At 67.7% G+C, this 15,029-nt stretch carries 13 protein-coding genes and 4 pseudogenes; 9 read left to right on the top strand and 8 right to left on the bottom strand.

Going from position 1 to position 15,029, the window contains the following annotated elements; translation table 11 throughout:
• The first annotated feature begins 75 nt into the window (after nt 1–75).
• Nucleotides 76–804: an SDR family oxidoreductase gene (locus tag Q4V64_RS53665; RefSeq protein WP_124436357.1), complete on the top strand. Its 729-nt coding sequence runs from the start codon at nt 76–78 to the stop codon at nt 802–804.
• 101 nt (nt 805–905) lie between these two features.
• Here Q4V64_RS53665 and Q4V64_RS55930 read toward each other — a convergent pair.
• The 3 genes and pseudogenes from Q4V64_RS55930 to Q4V64_RS53655 all read right to left on the bottom strand — a co-directional run.
• Nucleotides 906–1,166 (bottom strand): annotated as a pseudogene (locus Q4V64_RS55930) (transposase); the annotation flags it as partial.
• Between the two features lie 342 nt (nt 1,167–1,508).
• Complete coding sequence (locus tag Q4V64_RS53660) at nt 1,509–1,805, bottom strand: group II intron maturase-specific domain-containing protein (protein WP_124436356.1); 297 nt, start codon at nt 1,803–1,805, stop codon at nt 1,509–1,511.
• Between the two features lie 358 nt (nt 1,806–2,163).
• On the bottom strand, nt 2,164–2,736 hold the full coding sequence (locus Q4V64_RS53655) for a reverse transcriptase domain-containing protein (RefSeq protein WP_303715320.1): 573 nt from the start codon (nt 2,734–2,736) through the stop codon (nt 2,164–2,166).
• Nucleotides 2,737–3,404: 668 nt separating this feature from the next.
• Between Q4V64_RS53655 and Q4V64_RS53650 the strand changes: the two genes are divergently transcribed.
• Nucleotides 3,405–3,824 carry a hypothetical protein gene (locus Q4V64_RS53650; protein WP_124436354.1) on the top strand — a complete coding sequence of 140 codons (420 nt, stop codon included), beginning with the start codon at nt 3,405–3,407 and terminating at the stop codon, nt 3,822–3,824.
• 236 nt (nt 3,825–4,060) lie between these two features.
• Here Q4V64_RS53650 and Q4V64_RS53645 read toward each other — a convergent pair whose 3' ends face one another.
• Nucleotides 4,061–5,095 carry an IS110 family transposase gene (locus Q4V64_RS53645; RefSeq protein WP_303708632.1) on the bottom strand — a complete coding sequence of 345 codons (1,035 nt, stop codon included), beginning with the start codon at nt 5,093–5,095 and terminating at the stop codon, nt 4,061–4,063.
• 367 nt (nt 5,096–5,462) lie between these two features.
• Between Q4V64_RS53645 and Q4V64_RS53640 the strand changes: the two genes are divergently transcribed.
• Together Q4V64_RS53640 and Q4V64_RS53635 are read left to right on the top strand one after the other, a co-directional pair.
• Entirely contained in the window at nt 5,463–6,665 is a 1,203-nt protein-coding gene (locus Q4V64_RS53640) for an IS110 family transposase (RefSeq protein WP_303715317.1), read from the top strand.
• 236 nt (nt 6,666–6,901) lie between these two features.
• On the top strand, nt 6,902–7,039 hold the full coding sequence (locus tag Q4V64_RS53635; protein WP_172628920.1) for a hypothetical protein: 138 nt from the start codon (nt 6,902–6,904) through the stop codon (nt 7,037–7,039).
• 28 nt (nt 7,040–7,067) lie between these two features.
• Here the strand turns inward: Q4V64_RS53635 and Q4V64_RS53630 are convergent, their stop codons facing one another.
• Nucleotides 7,068–7,376, bottom strand: a complete 309-nt coding sequence (locus tag Q4V64_RS53630; protein ID WP_303715315.1) for a hypothetical protein — start codon at nt 7,374–7,376, stop codon at nt 7,068–7,070.
• A gap of 208 nt (nt 7,377–7,584) precedes the next feature.
• The gene (locus tag Q4V64_RS53625) at nt 7,585–7,944 is read right to left on the bottom strand and encodes a hypothetical protein (protein ID WP_172628919.1); all 360 of its coding nucleotides are present in this window, start codon (nt 7,942–7,944) and stop codon (nt 7,585–7,587) included.
• A 503-nt stretch (nt 7,945–8,447) separates the two neighbouring features.
• On the opposite strand from Q4V64_RS53625, the gene Q4V64_RS53620 reads away from it, so the two are divergent.
• The 3 genes and pseudogenes from Q4V64_RS53620 (at nt 8,448) to Q4V64_RS53610 (ending at nt 10,278) form a co-directional block, all read left to right on the top strand.
• A complete protein-coding gene (locus Q4V64_RS53620; protein WP_253266603.1) occupies nt 8,448–8,633 on the top strand; it encodes a hypothetical protein in 186 nt (61 codons plus the stop codon).
• A 202-nt stretch (nt 8,634–8,835) separates the two neighbouring features.
• The gene (locus Q4V64_RS53615) at nt 8,836–9,336 is read left to right on the top strand and encodes a GNAT family N-acetyltransferase (protein ID WP_124436482.1); all 501 of its coding nucleotides are present in this window, start codon (nt 8,836–8,838) and stop codon (nt 9,334–9,336) included.
• A gap of 139 nt (nt 9,337–9,475) precedes the next feature.
• Nucleotides 9,476–10,278: pseudogene (locus tag Q4V64_RS53610) on the top strand (hypothetical protein).
• A 371-nt stretch (nt 10,279–10,649) separates the two neighbouring features.
• Here the strand turns inward: Q4V64_RS53610 and Q4V64_RS53605 are convergent.
• Complete coding sequence (locus Q4V64_RS53605; RefSeq protein ID WP_253266602.1) at nt 10,650–11,357, bottom strand: transposase; 708 nt, start codon at nt 11,355–11,357, stop codon at nt 10,650–10,652.
• 40 nt (nt 11,358–11,397) lie between these two features.
• On the opposite strand from Q4V64_RS53605, the pseudogene Q4V64_RS53600 reads away from it, so the two are divergent.
• A pseudogene (locus tag Q4V64_RS53600) lies at nt 11,398–12,363 on the top strand (ISAzo13 family transposase); the annotation flags it as partial.
• A 63-nt stretch (nt 12,364–12,426) separates the two neighbouring features.
• Here Q4V64_RS53600 and ltrA read toward each other — a convergent pair.
• On the bottom strand, nt 12,427–13,713 hold the full coding sequence (gene ltrA / locus Q4V64_RS53595) for a group II intron reverse transcriptase/maturase (RefSeq protein WP_303715312.1): 1,287 nt from the start codon (nt 13,711–13,713) through the stop codon (nt 12,427–12,429).
• Nucleotides 13,714–14,297: 584 nt separating this feature from the next.
• On the opposite strand from ltrA, the pseudogene Q4V64_RS53590 reads away from it, so the two are divergent.
• A pseudogene (locus tag Q4V64_RS53590) lies at nt 14,298–15,013 on the top strand (ISAzo13 family transposase); the annotation flags it as partial.
• Between the last annotated feature and the right edge of the window lie 16 nt (nt 15,014–15,029).

Below are 15,029 nucleotides of genomic sequence, written 5' to 3'. Positions count from 1 at the left end.
GTGATTCCTCTCACCCCTGGCCCTGACGACCAGCGCTTGCCTCTGACGCTAGCGTCAGGTTTTAGCGTACCGGCCATGGATATCAACAGCTCCGTCGCCCTTGTCACCGGAGCCAACCGCGGCCTGGGCCGCGCCTTCGCCCAGCGCCTGCTCGAACGGGGCGCCGGCAAGGTCTACGCGACGGCCCGCCGACCGGAGACCGTGGACCTGCCCGGGGTCGAGGTACTGCCCCTCGACATCGCCGATCCCGCATCCGTGAGGGCCGCCGCCGAGGCCGCAACGGACGTCTCACTACTCATCAACAACGCGGGAATCAGTACGGGGACCGACCTGGTGACCGGTTCGCTGGACGCGGTGCGGCACGAGCTGGAGACCAACATGTTCGGCCACCTGGGAATGATCCGGGAGTTCGCGCCGGCGCTCGCCAGGAACGGCGAGGGCGCGATCGTCAACGTCCTCTCCGCCATGTCGTGGTTCGGGGGCAAGGGCGCCAATGCCTACCACCTGACCAAGGCCGCCGCCTGGGCCATGACCAACGGTGTCCGCCTGGAGCTCGCCGAGCAGGGCACGCTCGTCACAGCGGTACACCTCGGTCTGGCCGACACCGACATGGCGGCGGGCTGGCCCGTGGACAAGATCGCTCCGTCGGACCTGGCCGACGCGGCGCTCGACGGTGTTGAGGCGGGCTCCGCCGAGGTCCTCGCCGACCAGTGGAGTCGAGACGTCAAGTCCCGTCTGCCGCTGACGCCGGAGGAGTTCAACGCCGCAATGGACCGCGCCCTGGCGGCCCTGATGGCGGCCTGAGGGGCCCCCTCGGGCCGCACGGACTTCGGTCGGCTGCTTCTCCATCGGCCTCTCGAACTCCTCCACTTGAGGTTGAACTCGTGGTGTCGTGTCGCTGAACAGGCGGGTCCGATGGTCGGGCCGGTCTCGGCGAGGCAGCCGTCTATGAGGTGACTGCGGTACTGGATGAGGCGTAAACCGCGTCGGATGCGCTGGTCGAGGTGTTCGGGGGTACTGAAGGCGACGTTGGAGAGCCATCCGCGTCGCAGGAGAGACCAGATGCCTTCGACGGGGTTGAGGTCGGGTGCGTAGGGCGGCAGGTAGTAGATGGTCAGCCACTCCCGGGCTGCCGCCCACTGCCGCAGGTCGGCGGCTTTGTGGACGGTGAAGTCGATCCGGGGCGCGGTTCCGGTCTCGTCGACCGGCCCGTTTCCCCGGACCGCTTCCCGCACCCGGCGTGCCCGTTTCCGAGCAACCGGGCGCTCCACAAGCCCTGTTCAGGGTCTGTGTGTTGTCCTCATTCCAGGCTGGGCCACGGGTTCGGGATGACTGCTCCCCGGTAGCGGTAACGCGTGGTGGTTTACCTTTGCCGGGTTGAACAGTGGTCTTTCCTCCGAGGCCGACCACCATCCGACGTCGCAGTAGCGGCGGCGGAGCCGCCTTCCAGGTGGACCGGCGGTGTTTGCGGCGCAACCAGCTCCCGACCTGGCGCCACGTGTAGTAGCTCAGGTAGGCGAAGGTTGCGCACTGGACACGCCGGGCCGGAAGTAGACGCACCAGCCCTTGAGCGCCGGGTTGAGCTGACGCAGCAGGGCGTCGAGCGGCTGGCTTGTGTCCATCGTCCGGCACAGAGTCCTGACCTTGCCGGTCATGGCCTTGAGGGCCTTGCCGGACGGATAGGTGTAGACGAAGTGCCGGTTGCTGCCCTGCTTTCGGTGACGCTGGATGCGCCAGCCGAGAAAATCGAGGCCCTCATAAATGTGGGTGATCAGGGTCTTCTCCGGCGACAGGCGTAAACCCATCGTGGACAGGACCCCTGCGATCTCCTCTCGTAGGGCTTACGGCGTCGTCCTTCGTGCCCGCAACCATCAGGCACCAGTCGTCCGCGTAGCGCACGAGTCGGTAGTTGGGCAGGTGGTGACGGCGGCGCTTGGCCCGTTCCGTCTGGCTGGCCGCCGGCCCACCGGGTCCTTGGGCGATGTGCTCGTCCAAGGACCGTCAGGGCCACGTTGCTCAGCAACGGCGAAAGGATCGAACCCTGCGGGGTTCCGGCGCGGTTCTCTCGCAGCATGCGGTCCTCGCCGAGGATGCCCGCCTTGAGGAACGCCTTCACCAGTGCCAGGACGCGTCTGTCCCCGACTCGTTTGCGCACCTGGTCCATCAGGGCCGGATGCGAGATCTCGTCGAAGCAGCCGTGATGTCGCCCTCGACGACCCACGCATAGGAGCGGGATGCGAAGTAGCGCAGCTCGGCCACAGCGTCATGAGCGCGACGGTTCGGGCGGAACCCGTAGGAGCACGGGTAGAAGTCCGCTTCGAAAATCGGCTCGAGCACCAGCTTCAAGGAAGCCTGGACCACCCGGTCGGCGATGGTGGCGATCCCCAGGCGGCGCAACTTGCCACCCGCCTTCGGGATCATCCGTTCCCGCACCGGCAGCGGGCGGAAACTTCGGTCCTTGATCTGTGACCGCAGCCCGTCGAGAAACTCCCCGACACCCTGCCCGGCCTCGATGGACCAGGCCGTGCGCCCGTCCACTCCAGCCGTGCGGGCCCTCTTGTTGCCCCGCACCCGGTCCCACGCGACCAGAAGGAACGCGGGATCGGCGACGAGGTTGAGCAGATCATCGAACCTGCGATGAGCATCATCACGGGCCCAACAGTGCAGCTTGGTCTGGATCTTCAGTACCCTGCGCTCTGCCCCGAACAGGACCGAGTCAAGCTCGTCGGTATTCACCGGCGACAGCCTCCTGACCTTCCGGAACGTCCACTACTGACTTGCTGGTCTCCTTCGCCATGTACGCGCCTCTCTCGCGCTCGGACTACTACGAGACCTCCGCCCCGCCCGACGGCCTTCAGTCGGTAACGGACCTGCCCGCCGCCGGGTCGGCATGCCCGTTCGCACCACGGCCGGCAGATCAACTCTCTGGACAGCAAGGTCAGTCCCAGACCGAGCCAGACCGTGGTTCGAACGAGGCACCGTCATTCTCACGGTCCCAGACCAGGACGAGGGGGCCGCCAAGCTGCTGGTGCGCGGCGCCGTCCTGGACGACGTGGACGCGGCCCGGTGCGCGCTGGGCTTCGGGGCGGGGCCGGCCATCGGGGCGAGCCTGCGCCAGGTGCTGGTGGGGACCCCCAGGATGAACTGGCGAACTACTCGCGGGCGGAGAGGGAAAGCCGGCATCCACGACGCCCAGGTCGGCATCGCCACCGAGCTCCAGCGCCGCACCGACCTCGACGGCGACCTCGACGATGTGCCGCGCCTGATGGTCGTCTTCGACCAGGCCGACGACACCCGACGGCGAAGCAGAGGTTGTTCAGAGATCAAGTTTGGGCATAGTCCGTTCACCATCGCGGATTTTTTGCGAACACCGCGCCACCTGAGATCCACAGGGAGAATCAGGCATGCCCAAGCTCAGACGCATAGCCGTGGCCACCCTCGCCGCGTCGGCGATCACCATTGCGACGGCCACCTCGGCCCACGCCTACACCATCGACGACCGCGCGAACTCGAGCAACACCTGCGGAACGACGGGCTTCTCCAGCTACGGCGAAGTCTTCCGGATGCTCGACCTCTGTTCGGACGGCAAGGGCGTGCGCCTTCAGGCCACGAACCCGACGACGGGAACCCCGTCCACCAGCGACGCCAAGTGGGCCCACGACTACACCGGCGGATACACCGGATTCGACTTCGACGACGCGCACATCTACAACACGTCGATGAGCGAGGACGCCTGCTTCTACTTCCGCACCGGCCACGTCGACAACGGCGCGTATGTCAGCGGCTCGTACGGCCTCTGGAGCCTGGCCTGCGCGGCAGGCTAGCCGGCAGGTAGGCGCCGACGAGGGACAGCCATCCCGGCAGGTCCGCTTCCGCACGGACGGTCTTGCCGGGTAGCTCGCGGTCCAGCACCCCCGTTATGTTTTCCGCGGTCCTGCAAGAGGGCCGCTGGCCTCCGGGCCCGGCATGACTGGTCCCCCCTGTCGAACAGATGACCTGGGGGATGGTGCCACCGGGCCCGAGAGGCGCCGTTGGAGACGCTGATGAGTGCCTCTGTGTGTCAAGCGGTCGGAGCCAGAGTCGTGTGGCGGTCGCGTTTGAGTGTGCGGTAGACGACGTTCGACAGGCGTCGTTTGAGGGCCCTGCGGGCCTCTGCAGGCGTCTTGCCTTCGGCGATTTTCCGCAGGTAGTAGTCCTGGCCTCGGCCGCCGTCGCGGATCTGGCAGACCGCGATGATGTGCAGCACGGAGTTCAGCGCGCGGTTGCCTCCGGTGTTGAGGCGGTGGCGGGTGTTCTTGCCGCTGGACGCGTCCAGGGGCGCGGTGCCGGTGTAGCTGGCGAAGTGGTGCTCGGTGGGGAAACGTGTGACGTCGCCGACGTGTCCAAGGAGCTTGGCGGCGAGCACGGTGCCCAAGCCGGGCAGAGCGGTCAGCGCGGTGCGGGCGGCGGCCAGAGCGTCACGCATCTGGGCCTCGTTGTCGCGGACCTGGCGGTCGACGCGCCGCAGGTCGACAAGGAGATCCCGGGCGAGGTCGCGGCGGCAGCAGTCGGTGGCGGTGGCTGGACGGATGCCCTTCATCAGGGCGGCAGCCTTCTCCGCGGACAGGCGGGTGGGGGCGCCGCCGGGCAGCAGGTCTCGCAGCACGGCGTGGAGGCGGTTGATGATGCGGGTGCGTTCGTTGACCAGGTCATCGTGCCGCTCGGTCAGCAACCGCAGGATCGTCGACTGGTCTTCGGGCTCGACCTTGCGCAGGTCGTGTCGGAAGAGGGCGACCTGAGCGACGTGCAGGGCGTCGGCCGCATCAGTCTTGCGGTCCCCGCCGGTGGCCAGGAGCCGGGCCCGGGCGGAAAGGGTGGAGGGCACGTCCACCACGTGCTCGCCGGCTGCGGCGAGCTGCTGGGCGAGGCTGCGGCCGAGTCCTTTGGCGCCTTCGACGGCGAAGCGGCGCTCGGGCCACCGCTCGCACCAGCGCGTCAGCTGCCGGACGGTCCCTGCGTTGACGACGAAGCGGCGCTGGGCGAGCTGGTGTCCTGCGGCGTCGACGGCGACGGCGGTGTGGGAGGACTTGTGGGGGTCGATACCGATAGTGATCACGTGCACCTTGCCCAGGTCGAGTGGGATGGGACGGGTGCGGTGGGCACTCTGACTTGAAGTCTCAGCGTCGATTGGTCACGCCTCTGTCGAGCCACACCGCGCGGGTGCCGACCGGCGGCGGCAAACTCATCATGAGCCAGCCCGAGTTGGGGCGGCATGAGGTCACGCGAGCCCGTGCCGGTCGGCACCCTGGACGCTACGGCTGCAGACCGCGCGTCTGGGTCTGATTCAACAAGTCAGAGGTCCGACTACCGCCTGGCCGAGCGCAACGCCCGGCCGCGTACGGGCGGCAGGTCTGCATAACGTGGATGCGCGCACGACGCCAACGCCCAGGCCAGCACGCACAACATCCGTTCGGGAGGACGGCTTGAACGACAGCGACGAGATAGGCGTCTTCCTCGGCCTGGACGTCGGCAAGACGAACCATCACGGCCACGGACTCACCCCGGTCGGCAAGAAGGTCTTCGACAAGCAACTGCCGAACACCGAGCCGAAACTGCGGGACGTCTTCGAGAAGCTGAAGGCCAAGTTCGGCAGCGTCCTGGTGATCGTGGACCAGCCCGCTTCGATCGGCGCCCTGCCGCTGACGGTGGCCCGGGATGCCGGCTGCAAGGTCGCCTACCTGCCGGGCCTGTCGATGCGGCGGATCGCCGACCTCTACCCCGGCGAGGCCAAGACCGACGCCCGCGACGCGGCCGTGATCGCCGACGCGGCCCGCACCATGCCGCACACGCTGCGCTCGCTGGAACTCACCGACGAGATCACCGCCGAGCTCACGGTCCTCGTCGGCTTCGACCAGGACCTCGCGGCCGAGGCCACCCGCACCAGCAACCGCATCCGCGGCCTGCTCACCCAGTTCCACCCATCGCTGGAACGCGTCCTCGGACCGCGTCTGGACCATCAGGCCGTGACCTGGCTGCTGGAACGCTACGGATCCCCCGCCAGCTTGCGAAAGGCCGGACGCCGCAAGCTCGTCGAGGTCATCCGGCCCAAGGCCCCGCGCATGGCGAAACGGCTGATCGACGAGGTCTTCGACGCCCTCGACGAGCAGACCGTCGTGGTCCCCGGCACCGGCACCCTCGACATCGTGATCCCGTCGCTGGCCCGCTCGCTCGGCGCCGTCCACGAACAACGCCGGGCCACGGAAGCCCAGATCACAGCCCTGCTGGAGGACCACCCTCTTTCGAAGGTCCTGACGTCGCTGCCCGGCGTCGGCGTCAGGACCGCCGCCACCTTGCTGGTCACCGTCGGCGACGGCACCGGCTTCCCCACCGCCGCCCACCTGGCCTCCTACGCCGGCCTCGCCCCGACCACCAAGTCCTCGGGAACCTCGATCCACGGCGAACACGCGCCCAGAGGCGGTAACCGCCAGCTCAAACGCGCGATGTTCCTGTCCGCGTTCGCCGCCCTGCACGACCCCGCCTCCCGCACCTACTACGACAAGTGCCGGGCCAGAGGAAAGACCCACACCCAATCCCTCCTCCGCCTCGCCCGACAACGCATCAACGTGCTCTTCGCGATGCTCCGCGACGGCACCTTCTACGAACCCCGAACACCACGCCCCGCTTGACGAAAGACATAGAGGCACCCCCCAGTAGTCGGACAGCGCCTCGCCGAGGCCTAGGCCGCGGATTCCGCTGGGGACGCACACCTGCTGGCGGTGCGTTCGGTACAACGGGAAGTCCTGTCGATCTACAGGGGGTTGGGGATGACCGCGAGCGAAGCGCCCAAGCGTGCCATGGGGTACGAGAAGATGGCTCTCATCTAGGCGAAGAAGCGCAGGAGGGGCAGGCGGGCGCAGCGGAGTTGGCGCAGACGTTCGCCGCGCTGGCGATGTCTGCGCGGATGGAACATATGCAGTGGCGCCTGCGGGTCCACGGTGACCAGCTCGAAGACGTGAAGAAGGCGATGGACAGCCTCCGCCGCGAGCTGCCCGAACGGTGAGAGCCTTACGTTTGCGGGCTCGCGAGCGTCACGGGTGAGCGGCCGCGCGTCCGACCGTTTCGTCACACACGTGTGGAGCGAAGTCTCCGCCGGCGCGGCTCTGGCACGCCGGGCACAGCTCGTGGTGGCCGTCGGGAGTGACGACGGTGCCCCATTCATGGCAGTGCCCGCAGTCCTGGGCCAGGCAGAGGTCGGGGTTGGGGTGCCGGGGCAGTCCGTCGAGCACGGCGGTCTCGATGTGCGGGGCCTTGGCCTCGTCGGCGAGGGCGGCCCGCACGGTGCGGGTGTTCCAGCCGATCTGCGGGATGGCGAGGGCGAGGACGGGTAGCACGAGCATCTGCCAGGAGGCGGGGCGCCGTCGGCGTCGGTGAGAGTGACGGCGGGCAGCCAGTCCGTCCACAGCGCGAAGATGAGGACGAGGGCGACGGCGACGACGAATTCGGGCAGCGCGAGGATGCCGGTGGCGCTCGCCGACACGGCCCGGTCCAGTGGGCCGCCCGGCTTGGCCGCCGCCCAGCAGCCGAGCGCAACCGAGGCGACGAGGGTCACCAGCAGTGCGAGCCCGCCGAGCAGCAGCGTGTTGGGGAAAGGGCGGGCGAGCAGGTCGGCGACCTGCTCGCCGCGGGTGGAGGTGCCAAGGGTCGCCGGTGGGCGGGCCGGTCATCCAGTCCCAGAACCGTTCCGTCACCGGCCGGTCCAGGCCCAGCAGATGGCGTCGCTGGGCGAGGTCGGCCGCGCTCTCCCCGGCGCTCGGAGGTGACGAGCGCCGCGTCACCCGGAAGCAGCTCGACGGCGGCGAGGACGGCGGCGAGCAGCACGGCCAGCAGCAGCATCCGGCGGGCGAGCACACCGGCCGCGTACAGCGCCGTACGGATCACAGCCGGAACCGGCCGCGGCCGGTTCACCCTGGGCACCCCTCGAGCCTGGTCCTATGACGGATTCGGGGGATTTCCGGGTCGGTGACGTGTTGTCGGTCGCCTGCCCCTTCACGCCGGCCAGAGTCGAACAGGGCATGACGTGGGGGCCACGTGTCGGTGCGATGGCCGTGGTGGGACATCGACGCAGGCAGCGATTTCATGCACTGGAACGGGACCGTCGCCCTGGGTGTGAACAGCGGCGGGCGCGTCGCGCCTGAAGTCGAGGCGGAGCCGTTCCGAACCGACCCGCCGCCCGAGCAACTGAAGGCGGGGCACTTCTGCCGGGTCGGAGTACCTCCGACGGTGGTGCACGTGACGGCTGTCGACCACCACGATCCTCCGCTGGAGACGGGCTGGCTACCACGCCCCCCGTTCACAGTGGCTGTGCTGCGCCGCGGCCTTTCCTACCGCGAGTTTCCGACGAGAGCCATCTCTACGGCACGGGCTACACCCTTCACCCAGGCGACGGGATCCCCTTCACCTTTGAGCTCTTGATGCGGCCGTACGCGGCTCTCCGGCCCGGCGATGAGGTCGCCGACGCAGCCGGGCGGGCCTGGCTGTTCGAGGGGCCCTGGGACTGGACCGCCTTCGACGGAGCCCCGAGCGGCGCGGGCCCCGAGTGGCCGCTCGCCCTGCTGACCCGCGCGGGAGCGCCGTGCTCCGGCCTGGACGCGTAGGCAGTGCCCGCAAGCACCGCAACGGGTTCCCACCAGGAGACTGTCCGACAATGGATGTCACTCACCGAGGGCTCGCCCACGCCATGATCGACGGGTCAACTACTACTCCAGTCGTAGATCGTTATGTGCCCTGGTCTTGGGGCTGTCTGCCGCTGGCGGAAACTCAGGTGGCCTCAGCGCATCATCTGGGTAGAGTCGGGCGATGCCCGAGTTGAAACGGCTGCATGCCGGCCATGCCCCGGCGGTCTTGGCGTTCGAGCTGGCGAACCGCGCCTACTTCGCTGCCTCGGTCTCCGACCGCGGCGACGAGTTCTACGACCAGTTCGCCAACCGGCACAGCGCCTTGCTGGATGAGCAAGAGGCCGGCATCTGCGCCTTCCACGTGCTCGTCGCTGAGGATGGCTCGGTTCTGGGCCGGTTCAACCTTTACGACTTCGAGGACGGTGCTGCTGTGCTCGGCTACCGGGTTGCGCAGCATGTCGCCGGCCGCGGTGTGGCGACCGCGGCTGTCCGGGAGCTGTGCCGGCTGGCGGCGGCGCGGCACGGGCTGCGCACACTGCGGGCGGCCACCTCCTACGAAAACGTGGCGTCCCAGAGAGTATTGGCCAAAGCCGGGTTCGTCCCGGTTGGCCCGGCCGACCCGGCCGACCTCGGCGGTAAGCAAGGCACCTGGTATCAGCGTGACCTAGAAATCCAGCCGTAGCGTGATCTTGCTGGTGGGCCGGCCGCGGGAAGGCTGCGGCGGCCACCGCTGATCATCGGTGTGTGAACACTGACGCTCGTGCCGTGGCCGCAGGTCACAGCGTAGACCGCGCCCGCTGGCAGGAGGCTTTGAGGTCCTGATGGGCCGGATAGCGGGCCGGTTCGCGCGGATGGAGCCCCGGCGCCGGGTGAAGGACTTGGTGCTGAGGCTGCTGTCGACCTGCCACGTAAGAACTGCTGGTCGATCGCCGAGTGGGCTGGGGAGGCGAGTCCGGACGGCATGCAGCACCTGCTCGGCCGGGTCAGGTGGGATGCCGACCGCGTGCGTGATGACGTGCGTGAGTATGACCACCGGTGCCGGGAAGTTCCGCGCGGACGCCCTGGCCGCGAGAGCGCCGAAGCGAGCCTGGCAGAAGCTGTCGGCCGGGGCCGGCGCCAAGGGCCACCGCTTCTACGACTGGGCCGTCATCGGCCTGGCCGAACCCCGGCCCGGCTGTCACCGGCTGCTGATCCGCCGCAACCGCACCACTGGTGAACTCGCCTACTACCGCTGCTGGTCGCCCGCCCCGGTGCCCCTGACCACCATGGCCCGCGTCGCCGGTCGAGATGGCGGGTGGAGGAGACGTTCCAGGCCGAGGGCCGGAAAGGGCCTGGCCGGACTGGACGAGCACCAGGTCCGGCGCTTCATCTCATGGTCCCGCTGGGTCACCCTGGCCATGCTCACGCCTTCCTCGCCGTCGTCCGCGCCGACGAACACGCCCGCCATCCCGCCCCGGACGGGCTGATCCCGCTCACCTGCAACGAAATCCAGCGACTGTTCACAGCATTCGTCCGGCCCATGCGCGACGTGGCGCACCGGCTCCGCCGGTCCGCCTGGCGACGCCGTCACCAGGCCCGAGCCCAGGCCAGCCATTACCATCGACAAGCCGTGATTCAGACGTGAAGATCACGATCTACGACTGGAGTAGTAGTACTCCAGTTGCAGTTCGCTATTCCTGCTGGTCATGGGCATGTTCGTCAGTGTACTTGGCTGATGCTGTGTCAGGTGGCGGGAGTTCGTGACCTCGTGTGCGGCGGCGGTAGTGGCAGTGGCGGGCGGTGGCCTGGTGACGGCGGCGCCAGCGGGACCAGTTCAGTGCGTGGCCGGTGTGCCGCAGCTGCGTCAGCGAGCGATCGCAGCCAACTGCCAGGAGTCGCCGGATTTCCGCCACTGTGAGCGGTGCGAGGGCGTCGGAACCGTTTCTGCCGCCCCCCATTCGGTCCTTGCGGCGGCGGCCATCGCGGCGAGGAAGGCGCGGGCGAGCATGGCCAGGGTTATGTGCCGGTACCAGCCCGGATACCGGGGACCTCGTATTGATCCAGGCCGCACTCGTTCTTCGCGGCCTGGAATGTCTCCTCGATCGCCCAGCGCGTCCCGGCGATCTGCACCAGTTCGGCGACGAGAGTGCCGGTCGGCGCGTAGGCGAGGTAGTAGGCGATCTCGTCCGGGCGGGCCAGGCTGCGGCGGGCCAGCACCCACCGGTCGTGGGTGGGTTCATCGCCGTCGAAGTCGTCGATGGCGGGCAGCCGGGCTGCAGCCCAGTCGTAGACGCAGGACCCCTTCGCGCCGGCCCGCAGGAGTGGCGTTCCCAGGCGGTCGGGGGCCTGGGCGATAACGAAGTCGATGCGGCCGACGGCGTGCACGTGCTGGGACTTCGGCACGGCCAGGACGTAGCCGACGCCGGCTTCCTCCAGCATGCGGCGCAGCCGCCACTCCTGGCCGTAGGCCGAGTCGGCGGTCACCCAGACGATCGGCAGCGACGAGGCCAGCGCCCGCATGATGACGGCCTTCGCAAGGTCGCCCTTGGTGGCGAACGCGCGCTTGTCGGGGATCTTCGCCTGGGCGCAGCGGTTCGGATCGGAGGTCCAGGACTTCGGCAGGTACCAGTTCCCGGTCCACCAGCGCCCGGCCTCTGACGGTGGCGTATGCGGCGAAGACGCCGATCTGGCAGTTCTCCGTGCGGCCGGGGGCCCGTATTTCAATTAGTGCTCGGCAGAGGGGGTGTTGGTGGGAGTCTGAGGTATGACCTCGTGTCTGTCAGGCCGCGTTGCCGCTCGTGCTCTGCGGGCCAAGTTCGATCAGATCCTGCCACACCTCGATGAGCGCCGCCGTCGGTTGTACCTGGCCAGTGAGGCGACGGCCCTCGGCCGCGGCGGGATCGTCCGGGTCGCCGCCGCCTCCGGCACCAGTACTGCAACCATCGCGCGAGGCATGGCCGAGTTGGCCGGTTGCCCCTCACCGACCCTGCGGGTGCGGGCTCCAGGTGCGGGCCGCAAGCGGCTGACAGACACCGACCCTGGTCTGCTGCCCGCGCTGGAGTCACTGATCGAGCCGCACACCCGAGGCGACCCCGTCTCCCCGTTGCGGTGGACCACGCTGTCGTTACGGGCCCTGGCCTCGACCCTCGCCACACAGGGCCACCCGGTCAGCGCTTCAACCGTCGGACACCTGCTGCACACCCTGGGCTACAGCCTGCAGGGAACCGCGAAGACAACAGAGGGCATCAGCCATCCGGACCGCGATGCCCAGTTCACCCACCTCAATGCCACCGCCGCCGCGTTCCTCAACGATGCCCAGCCGGTGATCAGCGTCGACACCAAGGCCAAGGAATGGCTCGGCAACCGGGACCGGCCCGGTCGCACCTGGCGGCCGGGCAAGAACGCGATCAAGGTGGACTGCCACACGTTCACCACCAACGACCAGCCCATGGCGATCCCCTACGGGATCTACGACATAGCCAACAACAGCGGATGGGTCAACGTCGGCACCGACCACGACACCGCCCAGTTCGCGGTGGAGTCCATCCGACGCTGGTGGCAAAACCGCGGACGGGCGGACCACCCGAATGCCGGCAGGCTCCTGATCACCGCCGACTCCGGCGGCTCCAACGACCCCCGCCGCTGGACCTGGAAAAGCAACCTTGCCACCTTCGCACGAGAGAGCGGCCTGGAAATCACGGTCTGTCACCTACCGCCGAGGACGTCGAAGGTCGGGTAGCCGGAGGGATTCGCACCCTCCGGCTCCCACAGATCCGTACGTGACGATCTCTCGTCATACGGCTCTTGTCGTCCTGATCACCAGGCCAAGGAGGGGGAACTGACCCATCTCCACTGCGCGAACATCCCCGGGCGGCGCTTGGCTGCCCGCTGGAAGGCCGCGATGGCCTTCCTCATCGCGCGAAACCGTCTGTACTTGTTGCGGAGCCAGCGCACCAGGTAGGCGTTGATGCGCATCAGAAGTGGATACAAGGCCGATCGGTAGAACCCGGCCGTAATACTGCATCCAGCCCGCGACGATCGGATTGATCCGCTGCGCGAGTTCTTCCACGGTGAGGTTGACCCGCCGGTGAAGCCGCCAGGAACGGACCTCCTCGCCGAGTCGTTTGAGGGCGTCCCTGCTGACCGCGGGACGGAACGACCATCTGATGCGGCCGTTCCTGTCCCGCATTTGGCGCTGTTGGAACCTGAACCCCAGGAACGTGAACGACGTGTGCTCGTACGAGCCGCGCCGCAATCCGTCCTGGCAGTACACGATCCGGGTCTTGGCCGGGTGCAGACGCAGCCCGACCTCGGCCATCCTGTCCGAGAGCGCGGCCAGCACCTGGCGGGCCTGGCGCTCGGTGACGCAGTGCACGACCGCATCGTCCGCATAGCGTTCGAAGGGGACGGTCGGAAAGTCCCGGACCATCCAGACGTCGAACGCGTAGTGCAGGAACAGGTTCGCCAAAACAGGAGAAACCGGGGCTCCTTGTGGCGTCCCACACTCCCGTTCCAGCAGGGTGCCGTCGGGCATCTTGAGCGGGGCAGCAAGCCACCGCCGCACATACAATTTCACCCAAACGGCGTCGGTGTGCGCTTCCACAGCCTTGACCAGGAGGTCCCAGGGCACACTGTCGAAGAACTGGGAGATGTCGAACTCGACAACCCAGTCCCGTTTCCAGCTGCGTTCCCGACACTTCTCCACGGCATCCAAGGCGGACCGTCCGGGCCGGTATCCGAAGCTGTCCGGATGGAGAATAGGATCCACCCGTCGCACCAAATGCCGGGCCACTACGGTCTGAGCCACACGATCAGCGACGGCGGGAATCCCGAGGATTCTCTCACCGCCGCCATGCGGCTTAGGAATGGCCACCGCACGCACTGGCGGAGGAAAGTAGGAGCCCGACGACATCCTGTTCCAGACCTTGTAGAGGTTGTTCTTCAGGTCCTCCTCGAAGTCGGCGATGCTCTGCCCGTCCACTCCCGGTGCTCCCCTGTTTGCCCTGACTTCCTCCCATGCTTCCTTGACTTCCCACTTAGAAATCTCAAACGGCTTGGCCTGTGACTTCAACTGGCTCACCGAACTCCTCCCGGACACCGTCCGGTTGATGCGATCAACACAGTCACGAACGACCCGGCCCCTTCGCTCCACCCCCATTACAGGAGCTTCCCCACTACTACGAGCCGGTCCGCCGGCGCGTTCCGCATCGGTACTCGGCCCCTTCACGGCACGACCGCTCGGGGTGCTCCCTCTCGCCCGGCCCTACCAGGACGGGCTGTATCGGTACGCGCCTTCTCCTGTTCCACATGACCGCGGCAGATCAGGTTCACGTCGTCTCCATGCCGGACACCGCCTGGCCAGTCGGCGGGCTCCCGCCAGGCTTATCCCGGGACGGTTCCAAGCTCCCCGGTTTTGATGTCGTCGGAATCTTTTCGACACGTCAGCAACGATTCACTTGCGTTCGTCTCCCTGATCCCCACCTGACGCCTCTCGGACGCCTTTTCCTCATCGCTCACCACGACAGTCTTCGGCTAACGCGGCATGAGGCGGTTTGAAGCCTCCCCCCGCAGGGCGACTTCGAAGGGCCAATCCTTCATCGGTCACGCAGCACTGCTTCAAGAAACTCGTCCTACATCGAATTCCCCTCTGCATTCAGGACACACTGGAACAAGATAGAGCACCGGATGTTCTGTCACATCACCGCGAACTGGCGGGGGCGGCCGCTGACCAGCTACCAGGTCGTCCTGGAGACCATCGCCGCCACAACCACCAGGACCGGCCTGACCATCGGGGCCGAACTGGACACAGGCAGCTACGGCCTCGGCATCAGCGTCACACCCGCCGAGTTTCACGCCCTTCCGATCACACCCAACACCTTCCACGGTGACTGGAACTACACACTGTCTCCCGTTCCACGACGAGCGCCAGACGCGCCGGCAAAGACACACCGGACCGACCCGGCCCTCACCGCGATGCTCACCGACCCGGCCCTGACCGGCATGTCACGAACCGCCTTCGAGCATCTGGTGGCGGTCTCGGAGCCTTTCTGGGACGCCTTGGCCGAGGCAGCATTCCAGCGACGCTTCCACCGCCCGCGCAGCTACCGCCACCCACAGACCAGCAGCGTGGACCACACCCACCGGCTCCTTGCAGCCATCCTCCGCCGCCGCAGAGCGGTGACCATGACGTTCCTGGCCCAACTACTGGGTGTCAACCGCACCAACCTGTCCATCCAGTACCAGGACGCAAAACGGCTCCTGGACCTGCACCGGATCCTCATCACGCCGATACCCGGATCGCCCGCCCGCACATTGGAACAGCTACACGCCCGAACAACCCCCGCGGGAACCCGTCGCTGACAGTTATTGAAATACGGGCCCCGGGCGAGGCTGCGA

The organism is Streptomyces sp. NL15-2K (assembly GCF_030551255.1).
GTDB lineage: Bacteria > Actinomycetota > Actinomycetes > Streptomycetales > Streptomycetaceae > Streptomyces.
The sequence above is the reverse complement of the archived record's forward strand: the minus strand, read 5'-3'. Positions and strand labels throughout refer to the sequence as shown.